The 20,369-nt window shown below is 38.4% G+C and carries 20 protein-coding genes and 1 other RNA gene; 7 read left to right on the forward strand and 14 right to left on the reverse strand.

The features are described 5' to 3' along the window. Positions 1–18: 18 nt before the first annotated feature. Positions 19–861, reverse strand: a complete 843-nt coding sequence (locus BLS38_RS04425) for a 3'(2'),5'-bisphosphate nucleotidase CysQ family protein (RefSeq protein WP_092747252.1) — start codon at positions 859–861, stop codon at positions 19–21. 143 nt (positions 862–1,004) lie between these two features. On the opposite strand from BLS38_RS04425, the gene BLS38_RS04430 reads away from it, so the two are divergent. The 4 genes from BLS38_RS04430 (at position 1,005) to BLS38_RS04445 (ending at position 3,852) form a co-directional block, all read left to right on the forward strand. Beyond that, positions 1,005–1,685, forward strand: coding sequence for an HAD-IA family hydrolase (locus tag BLS38_RS04430; protein ID WP_171258533.1), 681 nt, complete (start codon positions 1,005–1,007; stop codon positions 1,683–1,685). Further along, positions 1,669–2,094, forward strand: a complete 426-nt coding sequence (locus BLS38_RS04435) for an RNA-binding S4 domain-containing protein (RefSeq protein WP_092747131.1) — start codon at positions 1,669–1,671, stop codon at positions 2,092–2,094. Before BLS38_RS04430 ends, BLS38_RS04435 begins: the two co-directional genes overlap by 17 nt. 147 nt (positions 2,095–2,241) lie before the next feature. Then, positions 2,242–3,279 (forward strand): recombinase RecA, encoded by a 1,038-nt coding sequence (recA, locus tag BLS38_RS04440; RefSeq protein WP_092747132.1) that lies wholly within the window; start codon positions 2,242–2,244, stop codon positions 3,277–3,279. A 69-nt stretch (positions 3,280–3,348) separates the two neighbouring features. After that, complete coding sequence (locus BLS38_RS04445) at positions 3,349–3,852, forward strand: regulatory protein RecX (RefSeq protein ID WP_092747133.1); 504 nt, start codon at positions 3,349–3,351, stop codon at positions 3,850–3,852. 14 nt (positions 3,853–3,866) lie between these two features. Here the strand turns inward: BLS38_RS04445 and ffs are convergent. Beyond that, positions 3,867–3,963: signal recognition particle sRNA small type (gene ffs, locus BLS38_RS04450), an RNA gene on the reverse strand. Between the two features lie 228 nt (positions 3,964–4,191). Between ffs and BLS38_RS04455 the strand changes: the two genes are divergently transcribed. Then, on the forward strand, positions 4,192–5,079 hold the full coding sequence (locus BLS38_RS04455) for a YbgF trimerization domain-containing protein (RefSeq protein WP_092747134.1): 888 nt from the start codon (positions 4,192–4,194) through the stop codon (positions 5,077–5,079). A 56-nt stretch (positions 5,080–5,135) separates the two neighbouring features. On the opposite strand, the gene lpxA is transcribed toward BLS38_RS04455, so the two are convergent. From lpxA to rimO, 12 genes are all read right to left on the reverse strand, one after another. After that, the gene (lpxA, locus tag BLS38_RS04460; protein ID WP_092747135.1) at positions 5,136–5,924 is read right to left on the reverse strand and encodes an acyl-ACP--UDP-N-acetylglucosamine O-acyltransferase; all 789 of its coding nucleotides are present in this window, start codon (positions 5,922–5,924) and stop codon (positions 5,136–5,138) included. A gap of 7 nt (positions 5,925–5,931) precedes the next feature. Further along, on the reverse strand, positions 5,932–6,411 hold the full coding sequence (gene fabZ, locus BLS38_RS04465) for a 3-hydroxyacyl-ACP dehydratase FabZ (RefSeq protein WP_092747136.1): 480 nt from the start codon (positions 6,409–6,411) through the stop codon (positions 5,932–5,934). Between the two features lies 1 nt (position 6,412). Then, positions 6,413–7,483 (reverse strand): UDP-3-O-(3-hydroxymyristoyl)glucosamine N-acyltransferase, encoded by a 1,071-nt coding sequence (lpxD, locus tag BLS38_RS04470; RefSeq protein ID WP_092747137.1) that lies wholly within the window; start codon positions 7,481–7,483, stop codon positions 6,413–6,415. A 3-nt stretch (positions 7,484–7,486) separates the two neighbouring features. Then, positions 7,487–7,975: an OmpH family outer membrane protein gene (locus tag BLS38_RS04475; protein ID WP_092747138.1), complete on the reverse strand. Its 489-nt coding sequence runs from the start codon at positions 7,973–7,975 to the stop codon at positions 7,487–7,489. 38 nt (positions 7,976–8,013) lie between these two features. After that, on the reverse strand, positions 8,014–10,455 hold the full coding sequence (gene bamA, locus BLS38_RS04480) for an outer membrane protein assembly factor BamA (protein WP_092747139.1): 2,442 nt from the start codon (positions 10,453–10,455) through the stop codon (positions 8,014–8,016). 44 nt (positions 10,456–10,499) lie between these two features. Beyond that, positions 10,500–11,855, reverse strand: coding sequence for an RIP metalloprotease RseP (gene rseP / locus BLS38_RS04485; RefSeq protein WP_092747140.1), 1,356 nt, complete (start codon positions 11,853–11,855; stop codon positions 10,500–10,502). Positions 11,856–11,860: 5 nt separating this feature from the next. Then, positions 11,861–13,057, reverse strand: a complete 1,197-nt coding sequence (ispC, locus tag BLS38_RS04490) for a 1-deoxy-D-xylulose-5-phosphate reductoisomerase (RefSeq protein ID WP_092747141.1) — start codon at positions 13,055–13,057, stop codon at positions 11,861–11,863. Further along, positions 13,057–13,887, reverse strand: coding sequence for a phosphatidate cytidylyltransferase (locus BLS38_RS04495; RefSeq protein ID WP_092747142.1), 831 nt, complete (start codon positions 13,885–13,887; stop codon positions 13,057–13,059). Before BLS38_RS04495 ends, ispC begins: the two co-directional genes overlap by 1 nt. 3 nt (positions 13,888–13,890) lie before the next feature. After that, complete coding sequence (gene uppS / locus BLS38_RS04500; protein ID WP_092747143.1) at positions 13,891–14,640, reverse strand: polyprenyl diphosphate synthase; 750 nt, start codon at positions 14,638–14,640, stop codon at positions 13,891–13,893. 6 nt (positions 14,641–14,646) lie between these two features. After that, complete coding sequence (gene frr / locus BLS38_RS04505; RefSeq protein WP_092747144.1) at positions 14,647–15,201, reverse strand: ribosome recycling factor; 555 nt, start codon at positions 15,199–15,201, stop codon at positions 14,647–14,649. A 75-nt stretch (positions 15,202–15,276) separates the two neighbouring features. Beyond that, positions 15,277–16,005 carry a UMP kinase gene (pyrH, locus tag BLS38_RS04510; RefSeq protein ID WP_092747145.1) on the reverse strand — a complete coding sequence of 243 codons (729 nt, stop codon included), beginning with the start codon at positions 16,003–16,005 and terminating at the stop codon, positions 15,277–15,279. A gap of 26 nt (positions 16,006–16,031) precedes the next feature. Continuing rightward, positions 16,032–17,378 (reverse strand): 30S ribosomal protein S12 methylthiotransferase RimO, encoded by a 1,347-nt coding sequence (gene rimO / locus BLS38_RS04515; RefSeq protein ID WP_092747146.1) that lies wholly within the window; start codon positions 17,376–17,378, stop codon positions 16,032–16,034. Between the two features lie 353 nt (positions 17,379–17,731). Here rimO and glnL point away from each other — a divergent pair, with 353 nt between their 5' ends. Further along, a complete protein-coding gene (gene glnL / locus BLS38_RS04520; protein WP_092747147.1) occupies positions 17,732–18,847 on the forward strand; it encodes a nitrogen regulation protein NR(II) in 1,116 nt (371 codons plus the stop codon). A 28-nt stretch (positions 18,848–18,875) separates the two neighbouring features. Then, positions 18,876–20,300 (forward strand): nitrogen regulation protein NR(I), encoded by a 1,425-nt coding sequence (glnG, locus tag BLS38_RS04525; RefSeq protein ID WP_425283460.1) that lies wholly within the window; start codon positions 18,876–18,878, stop codon positions 20,298–20,300. Positions 20,301–20,369: the final 69 nt, after the last annotated feature.

Raw genomic sequence — 20,369 nt, forward strand, 5'->3', positions numbered from 1 at the left:
AATCACCCACCCATGATATTACAAACATTGAAATGCGTACTTTGCATACTGCATATGAGTAAAAGCAATAAAATTTCCATTTAATAAAGTTTTTCTTTGGTTATACATAAAAGGAGTTTGCGTGTGTGACCACAACCCACCTCCAATACTTTCAAGCAAGCATTGCCCTGCACTGGTATCCCACTCACATGTAGGGTGAAATCTTGGATAAATATCTATCAGACCTTCTAACATTAAACAAAACTTGTAAGCACTACCTGCATGTATGATCTGTAGAGGGCTAATTTTTTCTAACTGTTGTAAAAAGTATTGCATCTGTTTAGAGTCACTCTGGTGGCTCATACCAATGCGTAAAACTTGGTCTGCTAAGCATATATCTGATTTTTCGTATACCCACCATGTATGGTCTGAAAATTGATATTTAAAAGGCTTTTTTCCAGCATAACCAATATAAAGACAGTTTTCTTGTGGTACTGAAATAATACCGAGTTCCGTTTTACCATGCTGTACTAAACTTAAATTAATTGTAAATTCAGGTCGCTTAGCTAGAAACTCTTTTGTACCATCTAATGGATCTAACAACCAAAAAGTATCCCATGCATGGCGCTCATTATGCTTTCCCTCTTCAGATAAAACAGGATACTTCTGAGTTAAGTTTTGCAATGCTGTAGAAAAATAGGAATGAACACTAAAATCTGCTTGAGTCACTGCAGATTGATCTTCTTTTTGTTGAATATTAAAAGTATCACTGTGCAATAAATACTGCTGATACTGTTCCCTTAAAATTTGGTTCGCTTTATCTAATAGCACAATAATTTCATTGAACAGTGTGTCTTTTGGTGCAATACATTGTTTAAACATCATAATAAAATAGCAATAAATAAGGTTAATCTACAGTATTTTTTGCTGTAAAACATACTCCTTATTTATACAAGAACCAAAACGTGGATTTTATAGATCAAAACATGCCATAATTTCATAGACTTTATAAATATATGAGCATGATGTTAAAACAAATTTATATGTTTGATATGGATGGTACATTACTCGATCTTGCGTATGATGACTTGATTTGGAATATAAAAGTACCCGAACACTACGTCAGAGCACATGCAACAACTTATAACGACATTCATTCACTCATGCACCACTACCACGAACAATACAAACACACGCTGTCTTGGTATTCAACTCAGTTTTGGTCACAAAAATTACAGCTCGACGTCGTAAATATACATCAACAATATGCCGAACATATTTGTACTCGGCCCTACTGTATAGAACTCCTCACCGAACTAAATCAAAGAGGACATGAATGCTGGCTAGTGACCAATGCAGATCTAAAAACTTTAAAGCTTAAGCTTGAAAAAACACAGATTGGACCTTATTTTAAACACATCATTAGTAGCGAATACATTGGTTATGCAAAAGAAGATGCTCAGTTTTGGCATACACTGCATAAACAATTTCCATTTTGTATAAAAAATAGCATATTTATAGATGACACGCTTGCTGTCTTACAACAAGCTGAGCAATTTGGCCTCAAACACTTATGGGGCATTGCACAGCCTTCAAGTACAAGACAAATCACCGCGAATCATCACTACCCTATGCTAGATCAACTCACCGACCTCCTCAAATTCCTACCGAAACCGTTAAAGGAACACGATGAAACAAGTCAATGAATCTACAAATCACATAGAACGTATGCGTATTGACAAATGGCTTTGGGCAGCACGTTTTTTTAAAACTCGCAGTTTAGCTAAAACAGCCATTGAGGGGGGTAAAGTCCATCACTTATCTGATCGGGTAAAAGTCTCTAAAGAAGTGTATATTGGCTTAGAACTCACAATACAACAAGGCTCAGATAAAAAAACCGTTATCATTCAAGGACTATCTAATCAACGTGGCCCTGCGCCTACAGCTCAATTATTGTATGAAGAAACTGCGGTAAGTATTGCTCGTAGAGAGTTATTAGCATCTCAACGTAAACTGGATAACTTAGCAAAACCAGATCATCGACCAAATAAAAAAGATCGTCGCCAGATTCATAAATTTAAACAAAGCCACGACGAACAGTGGACATATCCATAAGAAAATAGTGCGACACATAATGTCGCATCAAGTGAAAACTTACTGGTAGAAATGAATTAAACCTGTCAGTATAGCCTTCGTGGAATCAAGATGTACTCAAACGTCCACTTGGGTTACCAATTATATTTATCTTTTTGAGGTCTTCACATGGACGAAAATAAAGGCAAAGCCTTAAATGCAGCACTGGCACAAATTGAAAAACAATTTGGTAAAAACTCAGTAATGCGCTTAGGTAGTAACACTGTACAAGCAGTTGAAGCCATTTCGACAGGTTCTTTAATGTTAGATATTGCACTTGGCATAGGTGGTTTACCTAAAGGGCGTATTGTTGAAATTTATGGGCCTGAGTCTTCTGGTAAAACAACAATGACGCTCCAAGCGATTGCTGAATGCCAAAAAGCAGGCGGTACATGTGCATTTATCGATGCTGAACATGCTCTAGATCCACAATATGCACGTAAGCTGGGTGTAGATATTGATAATCTCTTGGTTTCACAGCCAGACCACGGTGAACAAGCATTAGAAATTGCAGATATGTTGGTACGCTCTGGTGCAGTAGATATGATTGTTGTCGATTCCGTCGCAGCACTGACACCGCGTGCAGAAATTGAAGGTGAAATGGGCGATTCGCACATGGGCTTACAAGCACGCCTCATGAGCCAAGCACTACGTAAAATTACAGGAAATGCAAAACGTTCAAACTGTATGGTTGTATTCATTAACCAAATTCGTATGAAAATTGGCGTGATGTTTGGTAGCCCTGAAACAACAACAGGCGGTAATGCACTCAAATTCTATGCATCTGTACGTTTAGATATTCGCCGTGTAGGTCAAGTCAAAGAAGGCGATGAAATCATTGGCTCAGAAACCAAAATTAAAGTCGTTAAAAACAAAATGGCGCCTCCATTTAGAGAAGCACTGTTCCAGATTTTATATGGTAAGGGTGTAAACCATCTGGGTGAGATTGTAGACCTAGGTGTACAACAAAATATTGTGAAAAAAGCAGGTGCTTGGTACTCATACCAAGATGCAAAAATTGGTCAAGGTAAAAATAATGTAATCCGTTATTTTGAAGAAAACCCAAGTTTAGCAGCTGAAATTGAAGCAAAAATTCGTGCTGAGCTACTCACAAAAGTAACAGTAACTGAAGAAGTAGATGACGAACTCGCACCGTTAGATGAGTAAATAGTATTCACTAAAGCCGAGCATCATTGCTCGGTTTTTTTAATATCAAACTGCTGTGACTGCAAAACCATGTATAAAAATCACCAAAAAATCCAAAGCCCAAATGAGCGACCAAAACTGAGTGGTGCAAAGCTACGTGCCTACGCATATAGACTACTGGGTCGCAAAGAATACTCTAAAGCAGAACTCACACAAAAATTACAGCAATATGCAGAAGACATAGATGAAGTACACGTGATTGTTGAGCAAATGATTGAATATAACTACCAAAATGATGAACGATATGCACAGCAAATGTTTAGAAGTCAGCTAAATAAAGGACAAGGACCACAACGTATTAAACAGAAAGTACAGCAAAAATCTGTAGACCTACAATTTATTGAAGCACAACTCGAGTCGACCAATTGGCTTGCTGAAGCGTATACACTAAAAGTAAGAAGGTTTGGGCAAGAGATTGCAACTGATCCCAAAATCAAAGCTAAACAAGTAAGATTTCTACAATATAGAGGGTATAGTTTAGATACTATTTTTAAAATTATTGAAATGAAGGAAGAAGATTTTGAAGACTTATAAATAAATGGAGGCAATCCTACTAGCAAAGACTCGGCACATCGCACATCTGCTACCGTTGCTACCTTCCGGTCCTGGCGGGGTTTACAGGGTACAATTGCGAGATAACCAGTAGGATCACCATCACAACGACAAGTATAGAGATTTTTTTAATTCACACAAGTCAAAAACCTACTTTTTCGTACAAATACAGTGTGTTTGATTACTAATAAATCACTTAAAATGATGTACCCCAATAAAAAAAATGCTTAAACTGTAAAGTATCTTCTTAATATGTATTATTACCCTGATATTTGACGATTATTTAGTTACACATGGGTAAATTTTAAATTAGGTCTGTTTATGCAATTATCAAAATACAATTATGCTTTAATCTCTCTGTTGAGTTGTTCTGTGTCTTATGCGGCCATACCTATTGAAAGTATGTCTTTAAGCCAAAATAGCACAGCGTCTATTGCACCAACAACAGCTACAAACAATACATCTACTTCAGACAATAGTACTGTACCTGTAAATATTAACTGGCAGCTCATGCAAAAAAGTGAAAAGTTAGAAGAAGAGGTACGCCGTTTACGTGGCACTATTGAAGAGCATGAAAATACAATACAACAACTGAAAAAAGACCTAGATAACCATTATGCCGACCTAGATCAAAGACTACAGATACTACAGCAGAAAGTTGATGATCAACAGCAACAACAAGCACAACAACCTAGCGCTGCACCAGTAGCGCCTTCTGTACCCGCTACACCTAAAACGGTTGTTCCACCTACTACAACCAATAAACCAGCAAGTACAAACAAAGCAACCAGTATTGCACCAGAAACAACAGCCGAAACAAAAAAAACAGACTTAACCGAGAAAGAGGCTTACACGCTTGCGCTAGAAGCTTACAAACAAGGTGGGGCTAAAAAAGCAATTGCACCTATGCAAGACTTCATTAAAAATTATCCTAAAAGTATTTATATTGGTAATGCCCACTTTTGGTTAGCGGAGTTTAATCTTGCCATTACACCTGCAAATTACGTGGCAGCAAAAAAGAACTATGATATTGTTGCCAAACAGTATGCTGAATCAGATAAAGCTTCTCGTGCTTTATATCAACTCTATAGTATTGCAAAAGAAGTTGATCATAATCTAGCTCTAGCAACGAAGTATAAGCAAATTATTTTAAGCAAATATCAAGATTCGAAAGAAGCTGGTTATTTTAAAACGACTTCAAAAAGCTAATCATAGAAATAAAAAAGACGAGCTATATAGCTCGTCTTTTTTACCAAACCGTTTAATTAACGTACAATACCACGTTTAGATTGTTCCAAAGAATCAATTAAAAGCTGTACTTCAGTTACGTTCGGTAAAATTTCCGAGCGAATACGCTCTATTGCTTGTACTGTGGTCAAGTTTTCTTTATAGATTAGTTTAAAGGCTTCACGTAAGCCATTAATAATCTCTCTAGACCAACCTCTACGCTTCATGCCTTCAATATTAAGTCCAAAAGCATGTGCCGGGTTACCAGAAGCCATCACATATGATGGTACATCTTTAGTAATCAAAGAAGCAGCACCAATCATGCTATAAGAATCAATTTTACAAAATTGATGTACACCTGAGTTACCGCCCACAACGACATGACTACCAACGTGAACATGACCCGCTATACCAACATTATTTGCAAAAATATTATGGTCACCAATTTGACAATCATGCGCAATATGCGTATTCACCATCAATAGATTATGATGCCCTATTTTGGTCAAGGCATGGTCTTGTACTGTACCACGATGTAAGCTTGAGTGTTCACGAATGGTATTATAATCACCAATTTCAAGCCATGTCTCTTCACCATGATACTTTAAGTCTTGGCATACCTCGCCAATACTCGCAAATTGGAAAATTTGATTATTTTGACCAATACGCGTGTAGCCTGCGACAACAACATGTGAATGTAACACTGTTCCAGATGCAATCGTTACTTCTGGGCCAATTATACAATACGGACCTATCGAAACATCTGATGCAATAACTGCTGATGGGTCGATAATCGCAGTGGAGTGGATATTTGCCGTATTTCTCATGCCTACTCTATAACTTTTGATGGGAGATAATAATTTCTGCTGTTGTTGCAACAATTCCGTCAACAGAAGCAGTACATTGATATTTATAAATACCACGTTTTTGCATAATGAGCTCAGACTTTAAAACCAACTGATCACCTGCAACAACTTGTTTTTTAAAACGTATTTTCTCAGCACCAGCAAATAAAAATAATGAGCCTGGGGTAGGCTTAACATCATTCATCACAAAACCTAAAATACCGGATACTTGTGCAAGTGCTTCAACAATAAGTACACCAGGCATAATAGGATATTCAGGAAAATGCCCTTGTAAAAACTCTTCATTAATTGAAACGTTTTTATAACCCACAATCGCATTGTCTGTAATTTCTACCACACGATCTACCAATAAAAATGGGTAGCGATGTGGTAGATATTCACGAATTTGCTGGATATTCATTGGCAATTCGGGTTTATTTTGATTTGTTTTTTCTGACTCTGTGACCATATTACTTACGCATCTTTAAAGTGGATTCAATTGACTCTATTTGAGTCTGTATATGATCTAGTCGTTTGACAAGTTTGGTCAATGGCACATCTGCTAATTGTCTTAGGCCTATAACCATTTTTCGCCATTGCTTACTTTCAAAAGAACCTGTGCCTGAAGAATAAGTTCCGGACTCTAAAATACTTTTTGTGACCATTGACATTCCTGTTAACGTCACATTATCAGCAATTTTAATGTGCCCACTCACACCACATGCCCCTGCTAATATACAGTTTTTGCCAATCACCGTACTGCCAGCAATACCTGAATTTGCTGCAATTGCAGTGTTTTCACCAATATTCACATTATGGGCAATTTGCACAAGGTTATCAATAATCACGCCATTAGATAAAATTGTATCATCTAGAGCACCTCGGTCAATACAACAATTTGAGCCTATGCGGACATCATTCCCAATTTGAACAGAACCTAATTGCGCAATACGGTGCCACTTTGCTTGATACGGTGCAAAGCCAAAACCCTCACTGCCAATTACAGTGTTTGCATGAACTCTGACACGATCACCAAGCTTAGCACAACCTGTAATTGTAACATGAGAGTCAATAAAGCAGTTCTTTCCCACTTCTACACCACGGTCAATTTTAGCATGTGACTGAATACGTGTCGCATCACCTATCACGCAATTTTCACCAATGACCGCATAATGTCCAATGTATGCACTATCTGCGACAATCGCAGACGAGTGAATTTGTGCAGTTTCTTCAATACCTGAATGCTGACCTTGAATTTCAAATGCATGTGTGAGTTGTGCAAAAGCAAGGTATGGATTATCTACAATAATATATTGTTTAGTCTTCGGTAATTCTTTTTGTAAATCGGATGTGATAATTAACACACCCGCTTTAGATAAAATCGCCTGTGGCAGATATTTTTGGCCATTAACAAAAGAAATCTGATTTTCATTTGCCTGCTCAAGACTAGCTAAGCCCTGAACAAGAAAGTCTGCCGAGCCAAGTAACTCACCTTGTACAAGATGAGTTACATTTGAAAGTTTATGGTGTTGTTGATTCATAGATTATTTAGCTACATTTACTTTTTGAAGCATTTTATCAGTTAAATCACTATTATTGTCATATGCAAGAGCAGCATTTTTATTCAAAATCACATCTAAATTGTTTTCTTTACGCAGTTGTTCAGCAGCTTGCTGTACACGTGCAGTAAAAATTTGACTTGTCGTTTGCGATGCTGTCTGTACACGTTGCTGTATACTTTGCTCTAGACCATTAATTTCTTTTACTTTCGCTTCATACTGTGTTTTAAGTTGCTGTACTTCAGCAGGTTTAGCGTTAGCTGCTTTTTCTTGTAGCGCTTGAATTTCTTGATTGAGTTGCTCAGCACGCGTTGCACTTGGTTTTACTGACTGTTGTAGCGAGTCATTTTGTTGCTTCAAGTACGTACTGCTCTCTACAATACGTTGCATGTCAACTACGCCATAACCTGCTGCATGAGATACTGTTGCAATAGTAGAGCTTAAAATAAGTAAAGTTGCTGCTAATTTGTTCATAAGATAACCTTTTAATATTTCGCTTTAAGTAGTCGTACTTAGAAAGTACGACCGATTTGGAATTGAATGGACTGGGTTTGATCACCGTCTTTCTTGTTTAACGGATACGCATAACTGATTGAAAGTGGTCCAATCATAGTGTTCCATGTGAGTCCAACACCCGCACTGTAGCGTAAGTTTGATAAATCAAAGCCGTAATTATCTTTACAGTATTGCTTGCCACTTACTTTAGTCGTACCGTCGTAAAAATCCGAGATATTTTTACATTCTGTATCAAATGTTTGCCCACCTTCAACAAATAAAGCAGGTCTTACATTTCTAGCCCAGTCACCTTTAGACGGTACAGGTAGGATAATTTCTCCACCAAATTGTACTAAAGCATTACCACCTACTGGATCTTTGTTTGAGTCAGTTGTTTGTGTACCACTATAATATTCACCAGGGTATCTTGGGCCCAGTGTATTGTCTTCATAACCACGGACTGATCCCCAACCACCTGCATAGAAGTTTTTCCAAAATGGTAAGTCATGGCCGTAACCTATTTTACCGTAACCACGTAAACCAAAGCCTTTACCAATTGGGAAGAATACTTGCCCACTATAAGTCAACTTCTCATACGCAGAGTCACTACCAGGCAATGCGACTTCTAAATTGACAGAGTGAAGTTGACCAGCAGTTGGGAACATTGGACGATCTAGGGTATTAAATGCCCAACCTAAATTAGCAAGGTAGTTTAAATAACTGCCTTGATATTCATTATAGGTACCCGCTGTGGTGGTTGTGCTATTTTTAATTTTTCCATCATGATTTAATAAATAGCCACCATAAGCGATAGAACCATAAATATCTGTGGTGATTTTAGTATTTTCAATACCTAAAGAGCCACTAATACTTTGGTTCTCATCAATCGGATAAGACAAGCTTGCACTTGCGCCGAGTGCTTTTGAGTAGTAGTCACTAACGTGATAATCTTCATACGGTTTGGTTTCACGATAATAAACATTGTAGCCAGCACTCACGCCATCGATGGTGAAGTAAGGGTCTGTAACCGATAAATTATAGTTTGTTGAATATGACGAACGTGTGAAGTCAAAAGCAACACTGTTGCCTGTGCCCAAGAAATTACTTTGGCTAATCCCTGCCTGATACGTTACACCACCACTTTGTGAGTAACCAATCGCAAGCGTACTTGTACCTGAGTGTTGCTCTTCTACATTTACATCAAGATCGACCTGATCTGGCACGTTTTGAATACGTGTCACTTTCATATCTACTGTTTTGAAGTAACCTGTACGCTGCAAGCGAATTTTTGACAAATCAATTTTTTCGTTGCTTGCGAAAGCACCTTCCATTTGACGCATTTCACGACGTAAAACGGTATCTGCTGTTTTCGTATTACCCATAAAATTAATACGGCGAATGGTAACTTGTTGTCCTGGATTGATAAAATAAACTACATTTACAATTTTTTTATCATTATCAATTTGAGGAACAGCATTGACTTGTGCAAAGTAATACCCTGCATTTCCATATTTTCTTAATAATAAATTTTTAACAGCATCAATTTTTTCTTGTGAATAGACTTCGCCATCTTTATAAATTTGGAGTGTTTTTAATTCTTCAGGTTTATACAAAGTATCGCCCAAGAATTTAGTTGTACCTACTTTAAATTGTTGGCCCTCACTGACTGAAAGGTTAATAAAGATTTTATTTCTATCTTCACTAATATTTAGATCAGATGAATTTACTTCAAAATTCACATAACCATTGTTCAGATAAAGTGCACGCATTGCATCTAGGCTTGTTGCCATTTTTTCTTTAGCAAATGCATCATTACGTGTCAGAATTGAATACCAACGTGCTTCTTTGAGTGCAAATACTTGTTTAATATCTTCATCACTAAACACTTTATTGCCAACCACATTCACTTCAATAACTTTTGCAGATTTACCTTCTACAAAATTTACAGTGACGTCTACACGGTTGTTTGGTCTCTCAGTCGTCTCGACTTTAACAGTCGCATTATAACGACCTTGCTGCGTGTATTGTTGCTCAAGTTCAGTCTCAACCGTTTGTAGTAAAGCAGGTTTGAGGACTTCACCTTCAGCAATTCCCATTTTTTTAAGGCCGTCTTGTAGGGCCTCTTTAGGAATAAGTTTATTGCCTTTAAATTCTACTTTTGCAATAACTGGTCGTTCAGAAACATTGAATAACAATGTCCCATCAGACTGTTGGGATGCTTTAATATCATTAAACATGCCTGTATCGTAAAGTGTATGAATTGCACTATTGAGTATGGCATCATTGACACGATCACCACTTTTAATAGGCAACATACTCGAGACATTGGCTGGTGTTAAACGAACTAGACCATCAAATTTGATATTTTGTGCAATAAAGTCATCAGCCGCATAAGCTTGTTGTACTGCTGCCATTGCACTAACGAGCGCAAGAGGCATAAAAAGATGTGTGTGACGCATGCCTATTTTTTCCACTAAGTTAAATATTGTGTAAGCCTTGTTTTTTATAAACGCATAAAATCATTAAATAAAGCAAGGATCATCATGCTACCAAGCAGTACCATACCGACTTTTAAGCCAAATAGCTGTATTTGTTCTGAAACAGGTTTACCCCGAATTGCTTCAATAAAGTAGTACAGTAAATGCCCACCATCAAGCATAGGAATGGGTAATAAATTTAAAATACCTAAACTTACGCTCATTAAAGCCATAAAAGAGATAAATGTTTGCCAACCCATTTCAGCACTTTGCCCAGCTACTTTTGCGATCGTAATTGGTCCAGATAAGTTATCTAAACCAATTAAACCACGAACCATTTTAACAATCGAGTTTAACATCATGCCAGAAACATCATATGTTTTATGAATCGCTCGACTAAATGCTTCTATAGGAGAATACTGTATTGTTTGCTTGTAGTCATCTGGAATAACAATTTTACTGCTGTTACTTTGTACACCAAGCACACCTGTCACATTACCCATGTCATCACGGTGCCCTTGTGGCATAACCTTCAAATGAATTTCTTGTGCTTTACGAAGCACTGTAATATCCAGCATTTTCTCTGGTGATTTTTTAACAATATCAACCACATCAAACCAATCAGGTGTAGCAATACCATCAATTGAAACGACTCGATCACCAACTTGCATTCCTTGACGTACGGCTGCACCGTCATCACTTAATTTCTGTACAATTGGTTCAATTTTAGGTCGATATGGTAAAAAACCCAAGCTATCAAAGACCGATTTTTTTTGATCGTTCAAAAAATGTTGGACTGGTAGATCAAAGATTTTAATTTTCCCTTGATTCTCTGCTTGAATCTGTATATTGCCTGTTTCACCAACACGGCGTACCAATGCAAAATTAACAGCATCCCATGTAGATACTGCTTGGCCATCTACTGCAATAATTTTATCACCAACTCCTAACCCTGACTGTGCAGCAGGCGTATCACTCATGACTTTACCGACTCGGGTGTTAAGCTGCTCCTGCTTTGGTAAAAATAAAATCCAAAATAACACTACAGCTAAAATCAGGTTAATAACCGGTCCTGCCGCAACGATGGCTATTCTCTTCCATACTGACTGCCGATTAAACGCGTAAGGTAAATCTTCTGCTTTCACATTTCCTTCACGTTCATCTAGCATTTTTACATAACCACCTAATGGTAATGCAGAAAGTTGGTATTGAATTCCTGTTTTTTTAGATGTCCATTTAAACAGTGTTGGCCCAAAACCAATCGAATAAACCAGCACTTTGACACCGAGCTTTCGTGCAGTGTAGTAATGCCCAAACTCATGAATTGCAACTAAAGGACCCAATAGTAATGCAGCAGCAGCAATCATAAAAAGTACATTCATTTTATTTACTGCCCCTTACTTTGAATATATGTATTTGCTGTATGACGAGCCAATGTATCATGACCTAAAATAATATCTAAACTATTTGCAGCAACATTGTCGATTTTGTTTAACACAAAATCTATCAATTTAGGAATATCTGTAAACTTTATTTTCCCGTTTAAAAAAGCATCTACTGCAATTTCATTCGATGCATTGAGTACAGTTGGCATAATACCACCGGCTTGAATTGCTTCTCTTGCCAATTGTAATGCAGGGAATCTTTGATGATCTGGTGGTTGAAAATCCAAATGATGATTTGCAAACAAATCGAGTGCCGGTACTGATGTATGTATACGCTTAGGCCATGCCAATGCATGTGCAATTGGCGTACACATATCTGGATTACCCATTTGTGCTAAAGTTGAACCATCAACATATTGCACCATAGAGTGAATAATACTTTGTGGATGCACAACAACTGTGACTTTAGATTCACAAATATTGAATAAATGGCAAGCTTCTATCAGCTCTAAACCTTTATTCATAAGTGTTGCAGAATCTACAGAAATTTTTTGCCCCATAGACCAGTTCGGGTGCTTACATGCTTGTGCTGGAGTGACATGCTCTAAATCTGAAGCACTGCTGTTTAAAAATGGACCGCCAGATGCTGTGAGAAGAATTTGTGAAATACCTTGGCTTAAAGATATCTCTGTATTTTTTGTATTATAATCATGAGGTAAGCACTGAAAAATGGCATTGTGTTCAGAGTCTACAGGAAGCAATAATGCATTATTCTTTTCTGCCTCTTGCATCATAATATCACCTGACATGACCAAGGCTTCTTTATTTGCCAGTAATACTCGTTTTCCAGCTTTCACCGCGGCAAGTGTTGGCAACAAACCTGCGGCGCCAACAATGGCGGCCATAACAATATCAACATCTGCATGTGATGCAATATAAACGAGCCCTTCTTCATCACTTAATATTTCTATATCAACTAAATTGTGATGCTGTAGCTTTTGCCATATTTCTTGTTTTTTCTCTTGGGGAACAACGACAACTTTTGGTCGATATGTTAAACAGATTTCAACCAACTTATCTATACGATGATAGCCTGTAACAGCAAAGACAGTATATTGCGCCGTATGCTGTGCCAAAACTTTAAGTGTGCTGTCACCAATAGAACCCGTTGCACCCAAAATACATACGTTTTGTCGCATTATAGTTCAACACCAATCAGTTTTAATAAATAAATACCTGCTGCAAATACAGGCGTAGCTGTTAATAGAGAGTCTATACGATCTAATATGCCACCATGGCCGGGAAGTAAATTGCCAGAGTCTTTTACACCTGCTCGGCGTTTGAGCATAGATTCTATTAAATCACCCAAAACCGAGGCCAATACTGTCAGCAACGATAGTAGTAAGAATGCCGCGTGTTGTAGTAAATTTAAGTGGTCAAGATAAATACTTTGCACCACAACAATAATGACCGCTGATGTCGCCAAACCACCACACAGCCCTTCTATGGTTTTTTTCGGACTCACATTCGGCACCATTGGCCTTTTACCAAATTTCCGCCCAACAAAATATGCACCACTGTCTGCAGCCCATACCAATAAAAAGAGGTACATTAACCACCAAGCAGAAATCAGCCACACAGAAAATATAGCAGTGATTGCTGCTGTAATAAGTACTGCCCCGACAATAGTTAAACCTTTGTTATACCACGCGTCATATTCAGGATAATTTTTAATGCAAAATATACTAAATATGGCTACAAAAATTGCACCACACCACAGTAACAAAGATAAATCTTTAAAATATAATGTGAGTACAGAGGTCATTAAAATGATTACTGCATATACCTTAGAAGCGACAGCTGAAACTCCCGCAGCTTCTGGTTTAGGCATAAGTTTGTACCACTCACTACCTGCAAGTGTCGCTACAATCACCATTAAGATCAGCATTGGGTAATGAGACGGCGTGGCAAACATACAACTTAAAACTACGACCACTAAAACCAATGCGGTTTTTATCCGCTCAAACATGTATTAATTCTCAATTTTATCTTGTTGGATCTGCTCAGACGTTTTACCAAAACGGCGCTCACGCTCTGCAAATACCTTAAACGCATTATTTAGCTCTTCTATGGAAAACTCTGGCCACAATACTTTACTAAAATATAGCTCTGCATATGCCAGTTGCCATAACAAAAAATTAGATATGCGATAATCTCCACCTGTTCGAATCAACAAATCAACTGGAGGTAAATCCCCTAAACAGACATATTGGCTAAATAATTCAGCATTAATGTCTTTAACTAAAATTTTTCCGTCTATTGCATCTTGGGCAATTTTTCGAGCACTGTCTGCAATATCCCATTGACCACCATAACCCACTGCAATGGTCAGCGTCATTTTATTAAAATGTGCAGTTTTTCGTTCAGTGTCTGAAACAAGTGTTTTTAAATGAGGTGGCAACCGTGTTTGATCACCAATAAACCTTAAAGCAATTTCAAATTCAATCATTCGTGGAATTTGCTCAAGAATGGCTTGTTCTAAAAGCCACATGAGCAAATCGACTTCAGCTTGAGGACGATTCCAATTTTCACTAGAAAAAGCAAATACCGTCAATGCTCTCACACCAACCTTACGACAATGTTCAACAACAGGATCTAAAACCAACTTCCCCTGCCGATGCCCTTCACCTTTTGGTAAATCTCTTTTTTTAGCAAAACGATTGTTGCCATCCATAATGATAGCAACATGTTGAGGAGGAAAAATATCTTCAACGATCGTCATAGTCTGTTAAACCTTCAGTAATTCAGCTTCTTTTGCAGCGAGACGCTTATCTACTTCAGCAACATATTTATCAGTAATTTTTTGAATATCATCACCTGCACGGCGATCATCATCTTCTGAAATTTCTTTTTCTTTCAACAATGCTTTAATGTCGCCCAATACATCACGGCGAATGTTACGAATGGCAATTTTGGCATTCTCCGCTTCGTTACGTGCAACTTTCTGCATATCACGGCGTGTTTCTTCAGTCAGTGCAGGGAGTGGTACACGAATACTGTCTGCTGAAATTGGGTTTAAGCCCAAATCACTTTCACGAATCGCTTTATCAATCACTGTGACCATTTGACGCTCAAACGGTTGTACAAGTAATGTTCTTGAATCCTCAATACCAACACTCGCTACTTGGTTTAATGGCACATCTGAACCATAGTAAGACACCATCACGCCGTTTAAGATCGATGGATGCGCACGACCAGTACGAACCTTAGCAAAACCTTGCTCTAAAGATTCGATTGATTTTTGCATGCGCTGTTCGCTGTCTTTTTTGAGATCGTTAATCATATGATCTTCCTAAATAATTAAAAGAGTTAAAACCAAAATTGGGCTTAGTATAAAGAGCTTTCGTACTCACGTACATCACTTCGTGACGTGAGTTCCTTCTTTTTCACCCATAACTACAGATAAAAGCGCACCTGATTTATTCATATCAAACACATGTAGTTGAGCATCGTGGTCACGACATAAACAAATTGCTGTTAAATCCATCACACCTAACTTACCATCTAAAACTTGGTCAAATGTCAAATGATCATACTTAACGGCATCATCATATTTACTTGGATCTTTGTTATATACGCCATCTACTTTAGTGGCTTTTATAATCATATCTGCTTCAATTTCAATACCGCGCAAACATGCCGCTGTATCTGTAGTAAAGAACGGATTGCCTGTTCCGGCAACGAACACACATACTTCACCACCATTTAAATGGCGAATCGCATCACGACTTGAGTAAGGTTCAACTACTGTACCAATATGTAATGCAGACATTAAACGTGTTTTAATATTACGGCGTACTAAGGCATCACGCAGTGCTAAGCCATTCATGACTGTCGCCAACATACCCATTTGATCACCTGTTACACGACCAACTAAGCCATCTTTTTGTAACTGGCTACCGCGGTACAAATTACCACCACCAACAACAATACCTACTTGCACACCTAAACCCACCAAGTGCGCAATAGAAAGTGACATTTGGTCAAGTACTTGAGCATCGATCCCCATGTCACGGTTACCAGATAAAGCTTCACCTGATAACTTAAGTAGAATTCTTGAATAACGAGGGCTATTTGGATCTGCCATAATTTTTCTCTCAATATGTTGTCGGTTTAAGCTGTTTTTACGTCAATCAGTTTGGCAAATAAGTCATACTCATCTGCATCTGTAATTTCAACTACCAAAATATCGCCTGCTTTAATGGTTGATTTATCTATATCTTCAACGAAAACATTACCATCGATTTCTGGTGCATCTGCGTAAGAACGTGCTACAGCAACAGGAAATTCATCTTCTAGACTATCTACAAGCACTGTCATGGTTTGACCAATACGTTTTTGTAATTTCGCTGCTGAAATTTTCTGTTGTACTTCCATAAAGCGTTCATAGCGCGCTTGTTTGATGTCTTCAGATACATGGTCTGGTAAATCGTTTGCTGTTGCACCTTCCACAGGTGAATAAGTAAAACACCCTACACGGTCAAGCTGTGCTTCTTCTAACCAATCAAGTAGTTGTTGGAAATCTTGCTCTGTTTCACCTGGGAAACCGACCACAAAGGTTGAACGAATCACCAAATCTGGACATTTTTCACGCCAGACTTTTAAACGCTCAAGTGTATTTTCGCTGTGCGCAGGACGCTTCATCAGTTTTAAAATACGTGGGCTTGCATGCTGAAAAGGAATATCTAAATACGGTAAAATTTTACCTTGCGCCATCAAGTCAATCACTGCATCGACATGAGGATATGGATATACATAGTGTAAACGTACCCAAATACCCAACTGGCCTAGCGCTTCACACATGTCATAAAATTTAGTTTTTACTGGCTGACCATTCCAAAACTCAAGCTTGTATTTGGTATCTAAGCCATAAGCAGACGTGTCTTGTGAGATCACTAAGACTTCTTTTACCCCTGCACGCTTTAGTGCTGCTGCTTCATCAAGCACAGAACTGACCGGACGAGAAACCAAATCGCCACGCATGCTTGGAATAATGCAAAATGTACAGCGATGATTACACCCTTCAGAGATTTTTAAGTACGCATAGTGTTTAGGTGTTAAACGAACACCTTGTTCTGGTACGAGATCAATAAATGGGTCATGCTTTTTAGGGGGTGCAGGTACATACTGATGTACTGCTTCCATGACATCCTGATATGCCGCAGCACCTGTAACTTTTAAGACAGTTGGATGCATTTGACGAATTTTATCTTCATCTTTACCTAAACACCCTGTCACAATTACACGGCCATTTTCATTAATGGCTTCACCAATTGCATCTAAAGACTCTTGTACCGCAGACTCGATAAAACCACAGGTATTGACAACAACTAAATCAGCACCTTCATAATCTGATGCAACTTGATAACCTTCGATACGTAATTGGGTTAAAATACGCTCAGAATCAACCAATGCCTTAGGACAACCTAAAGAAACAAAACCGACTTTGGGGGACTTCATGGAACTCAGCACTCTACTAGAATGCGAGTATTGTATGACTTTTCAATGCATAAGCATAGATTTAAAACACGCAGATTGTAAATTGCACTAAAACAAAACCACAGATTTAACTCAAGAAATAACGCACCACGACTGTGCAAAATAAAAAATATAGCCTATATTAAAACCCTCAAATACAGCTATAGTCTATAAAAATTGCTGTACAAAGAAAAAATACGCACCATAAAGCAAAAAAGTTGGCTTGTATCTTGCTTTATTTATTATGAACTATGACGCAAACACGTGCTACAACAGAGAAGAGCGACCATGAATACTGTATTTACGCCCTATTTCAATACAGGAATTGCTGAAAAATGACTACGCAACTTGCGATTGACTATCAGCTTTTGGTAGATAGCTTATCCACAGCCGTACTGCTTGTAAATGAAAAACTCACCGTTTTTTATTTAAACCCTACTTGTGAATCACTATTCGATATTAGCGCATTACGTGCACGCAATTACTCAGTATTACAGTTACTTGAAATCCCAGATGATGAGTTTGATACTGAAAAAGCATTAATCAAAACCCTTGAAAAAGGCCAAGCCTATACGCGTAGAGAAGCAATTATTCGCGTCAACTTTCAAAACATTCATGTCGATTATTCAGTGTCTCGTGTTCATGTAGATAAAAGTACTGCACCTTTTTTGCTCATTGAGCTTAATCCAATTGAAAGAATGCTAAGAATCTCTAAAGAAGAGCATTTACTTCAACAACATCAGGTCACTCGCCAACTGATCAGAGGCGTTGCCCATGAAATTAAAAATCCGTTAGGTGGCATACGTGGTGCAACCCAACTACTTGCGCGCAGTTTAAATGACCCAAAATACAATGAGTTCACCGAAATTATCATTAATGAAGTTGATCGCCTACGTACTTTAGCAGATACGATGCTTGGTTCTAGACAACTGCCTAGCTATATTGATGTAAATGTACACGAACCTTTAGAGCGTGTTTACTCTTTGGTCAACAACCAAACGAAAAAGAAAATTAAATTGGTACGTGATTATGATTTATCACTACCAAGTATACAGGCAGACCGTGACCAGCTCATACAAGTCATGCTTAATGTCAGTGTGAACGCCGTACAAGCCATGCTTGAAAATAAAGCATTTTATCACGAACGTGACCAGCCACCACAGCTTACATTTAGAACACGAATACAGCGTCTTGTAACCATTAACAACGTATTACACCGTTCAGCGATTCGTATTGATATTGAAGATAATGGGCCAGGTATTCCAGCAGATATACTAGAGGCTGTATTTTACCCACTGGTTACAGGCCGAGCCAACGGTACAGGGCTTGGCTTGAGTATTGCTCAAAACATCATACACCAACATAACGGCGTCATTGTATGCCAATCTGTTTCAGGAAAAACCACATTCAGTTTATATTTACCTTGGGAGTCGAAACATGTCACGAAATAAAATTTGGGTGATTGATGATGATCGTGCCATGCGTTGGGTACTAGAAAAAACCTTTAAAGAAGAGGGATTTAATGTAACGAGCTTTGAAGATGCTCAAAGCGCTTTAGACCAACTGCACAGCGATACCCCCGATGTCATACTCACCGACATTCGTATGCCTGGCATAGATGGCTTGACCTTTCTAGGCCGTGTAAAAAACAACCACCCTGACCTACCTGTCATTATTATGACTGCGCATTCAGATCTTGAATCTGCCGTATCTAGTTATCAAACAGGTGCTTTTGAATACTTACCTAAACCATTTGATATTGATGAAGCACTTGCACTGGTTAACCGTGCAATATTACATTTAGAAAAGCTACAAAACCAAGAAGCAACACAGAACTATAAACCCTTACAAACCACCGAAATCATTGGTGAATCGCCTGCCATGCAAGAGGTCTTTAGAGCAATTGGCAGGCTCTCTCAATCACACATTACTGTTCTCATTAATGGTGAGTCTGGTACAGGTAAAGAGCTAGTTGCTCATGCACTACACCGCCACTCTCCAAGAAAGGCTAAACCGTTTATTGCGCTTAACATGGCGGCAATTCCTAAAGACCTCATAGAAACAGAGCTTTTTGGTCACGAAAAAGGGGCCTTTACAGGAGCAAACTCTCAAAGACAAGGTCGCTTCGAACAAGCCAATGGCGGTACATTATTTCTAGATGAAATTGGAGACATGCCTTTTGAAACACAAACGCGCCTACTTCGAGTGCTTGCAGATGGCGAGTTTTATCGTGTTGGTGGACACATTCCTGTAAAAGTAGATGTACGAATTGTAGCGGCTACACACCAAGATTTAGAAAAGTTGGTGGAGTCAGGACGTTTTCGAGAGGATTTGTACCACCGCTTAAATGTCATACGCATACATATTCCAAAACTTGCGCACCGTAGCGAAGATATTCCTATGCTAGCACAACACTTCTTGGAACAAGCAGGCAAAGAACTCAGCGTAAGCTCTAAAATTTTACGCCAAGAAACCATCAGCTACATGCAACAACTAGCATGGCCAGGCAATGTCAGACAACTCGAAAATATCTGTCGCTGGTTAACAGTCATGATTACAGGACGAGAAGTTTATCCCAATGATTTACCAGCAGAACTTAGACAAACAGTTGCTGTAAAAAGCCAAGATCATCCAACAAAAGCAACACGTGTCGCAACACAAGCATGGGATGAGGTGTTAAGTGAGTGGGCGGTTAGCAAACTCAAAAATGGTGATATTAAAATTTTAGATATTGCTACGCCTATTTTTGAACGCACTTTGATTAATGCTGCACTTGAGCAAACACGAGGTAGAAAGCGCCATGCGGCAGAAGTCTTAGGCTGGGGGCGTAATACACTAACGAGAAAACTCAAAGAACTTGGAATGGATGACTCTGCTGACGAAGACGATGAAAAAGGCGACTGATTCAAGCTAAAGTACAAACCGCAAAGATGCACATACGGGTATGTGCATCTAGCACCCCTATCAAAAACA

This window comes from Acinetobacter boissieri (genome assembly GCF_900096955.1).
Classification (GTDB): Bacteria; Pseudomonadota; Gammaproteobacteria; order Pseudomonadales; family Moraxellaceae; genus Acinetobacter; species Acinetobacter boissieri.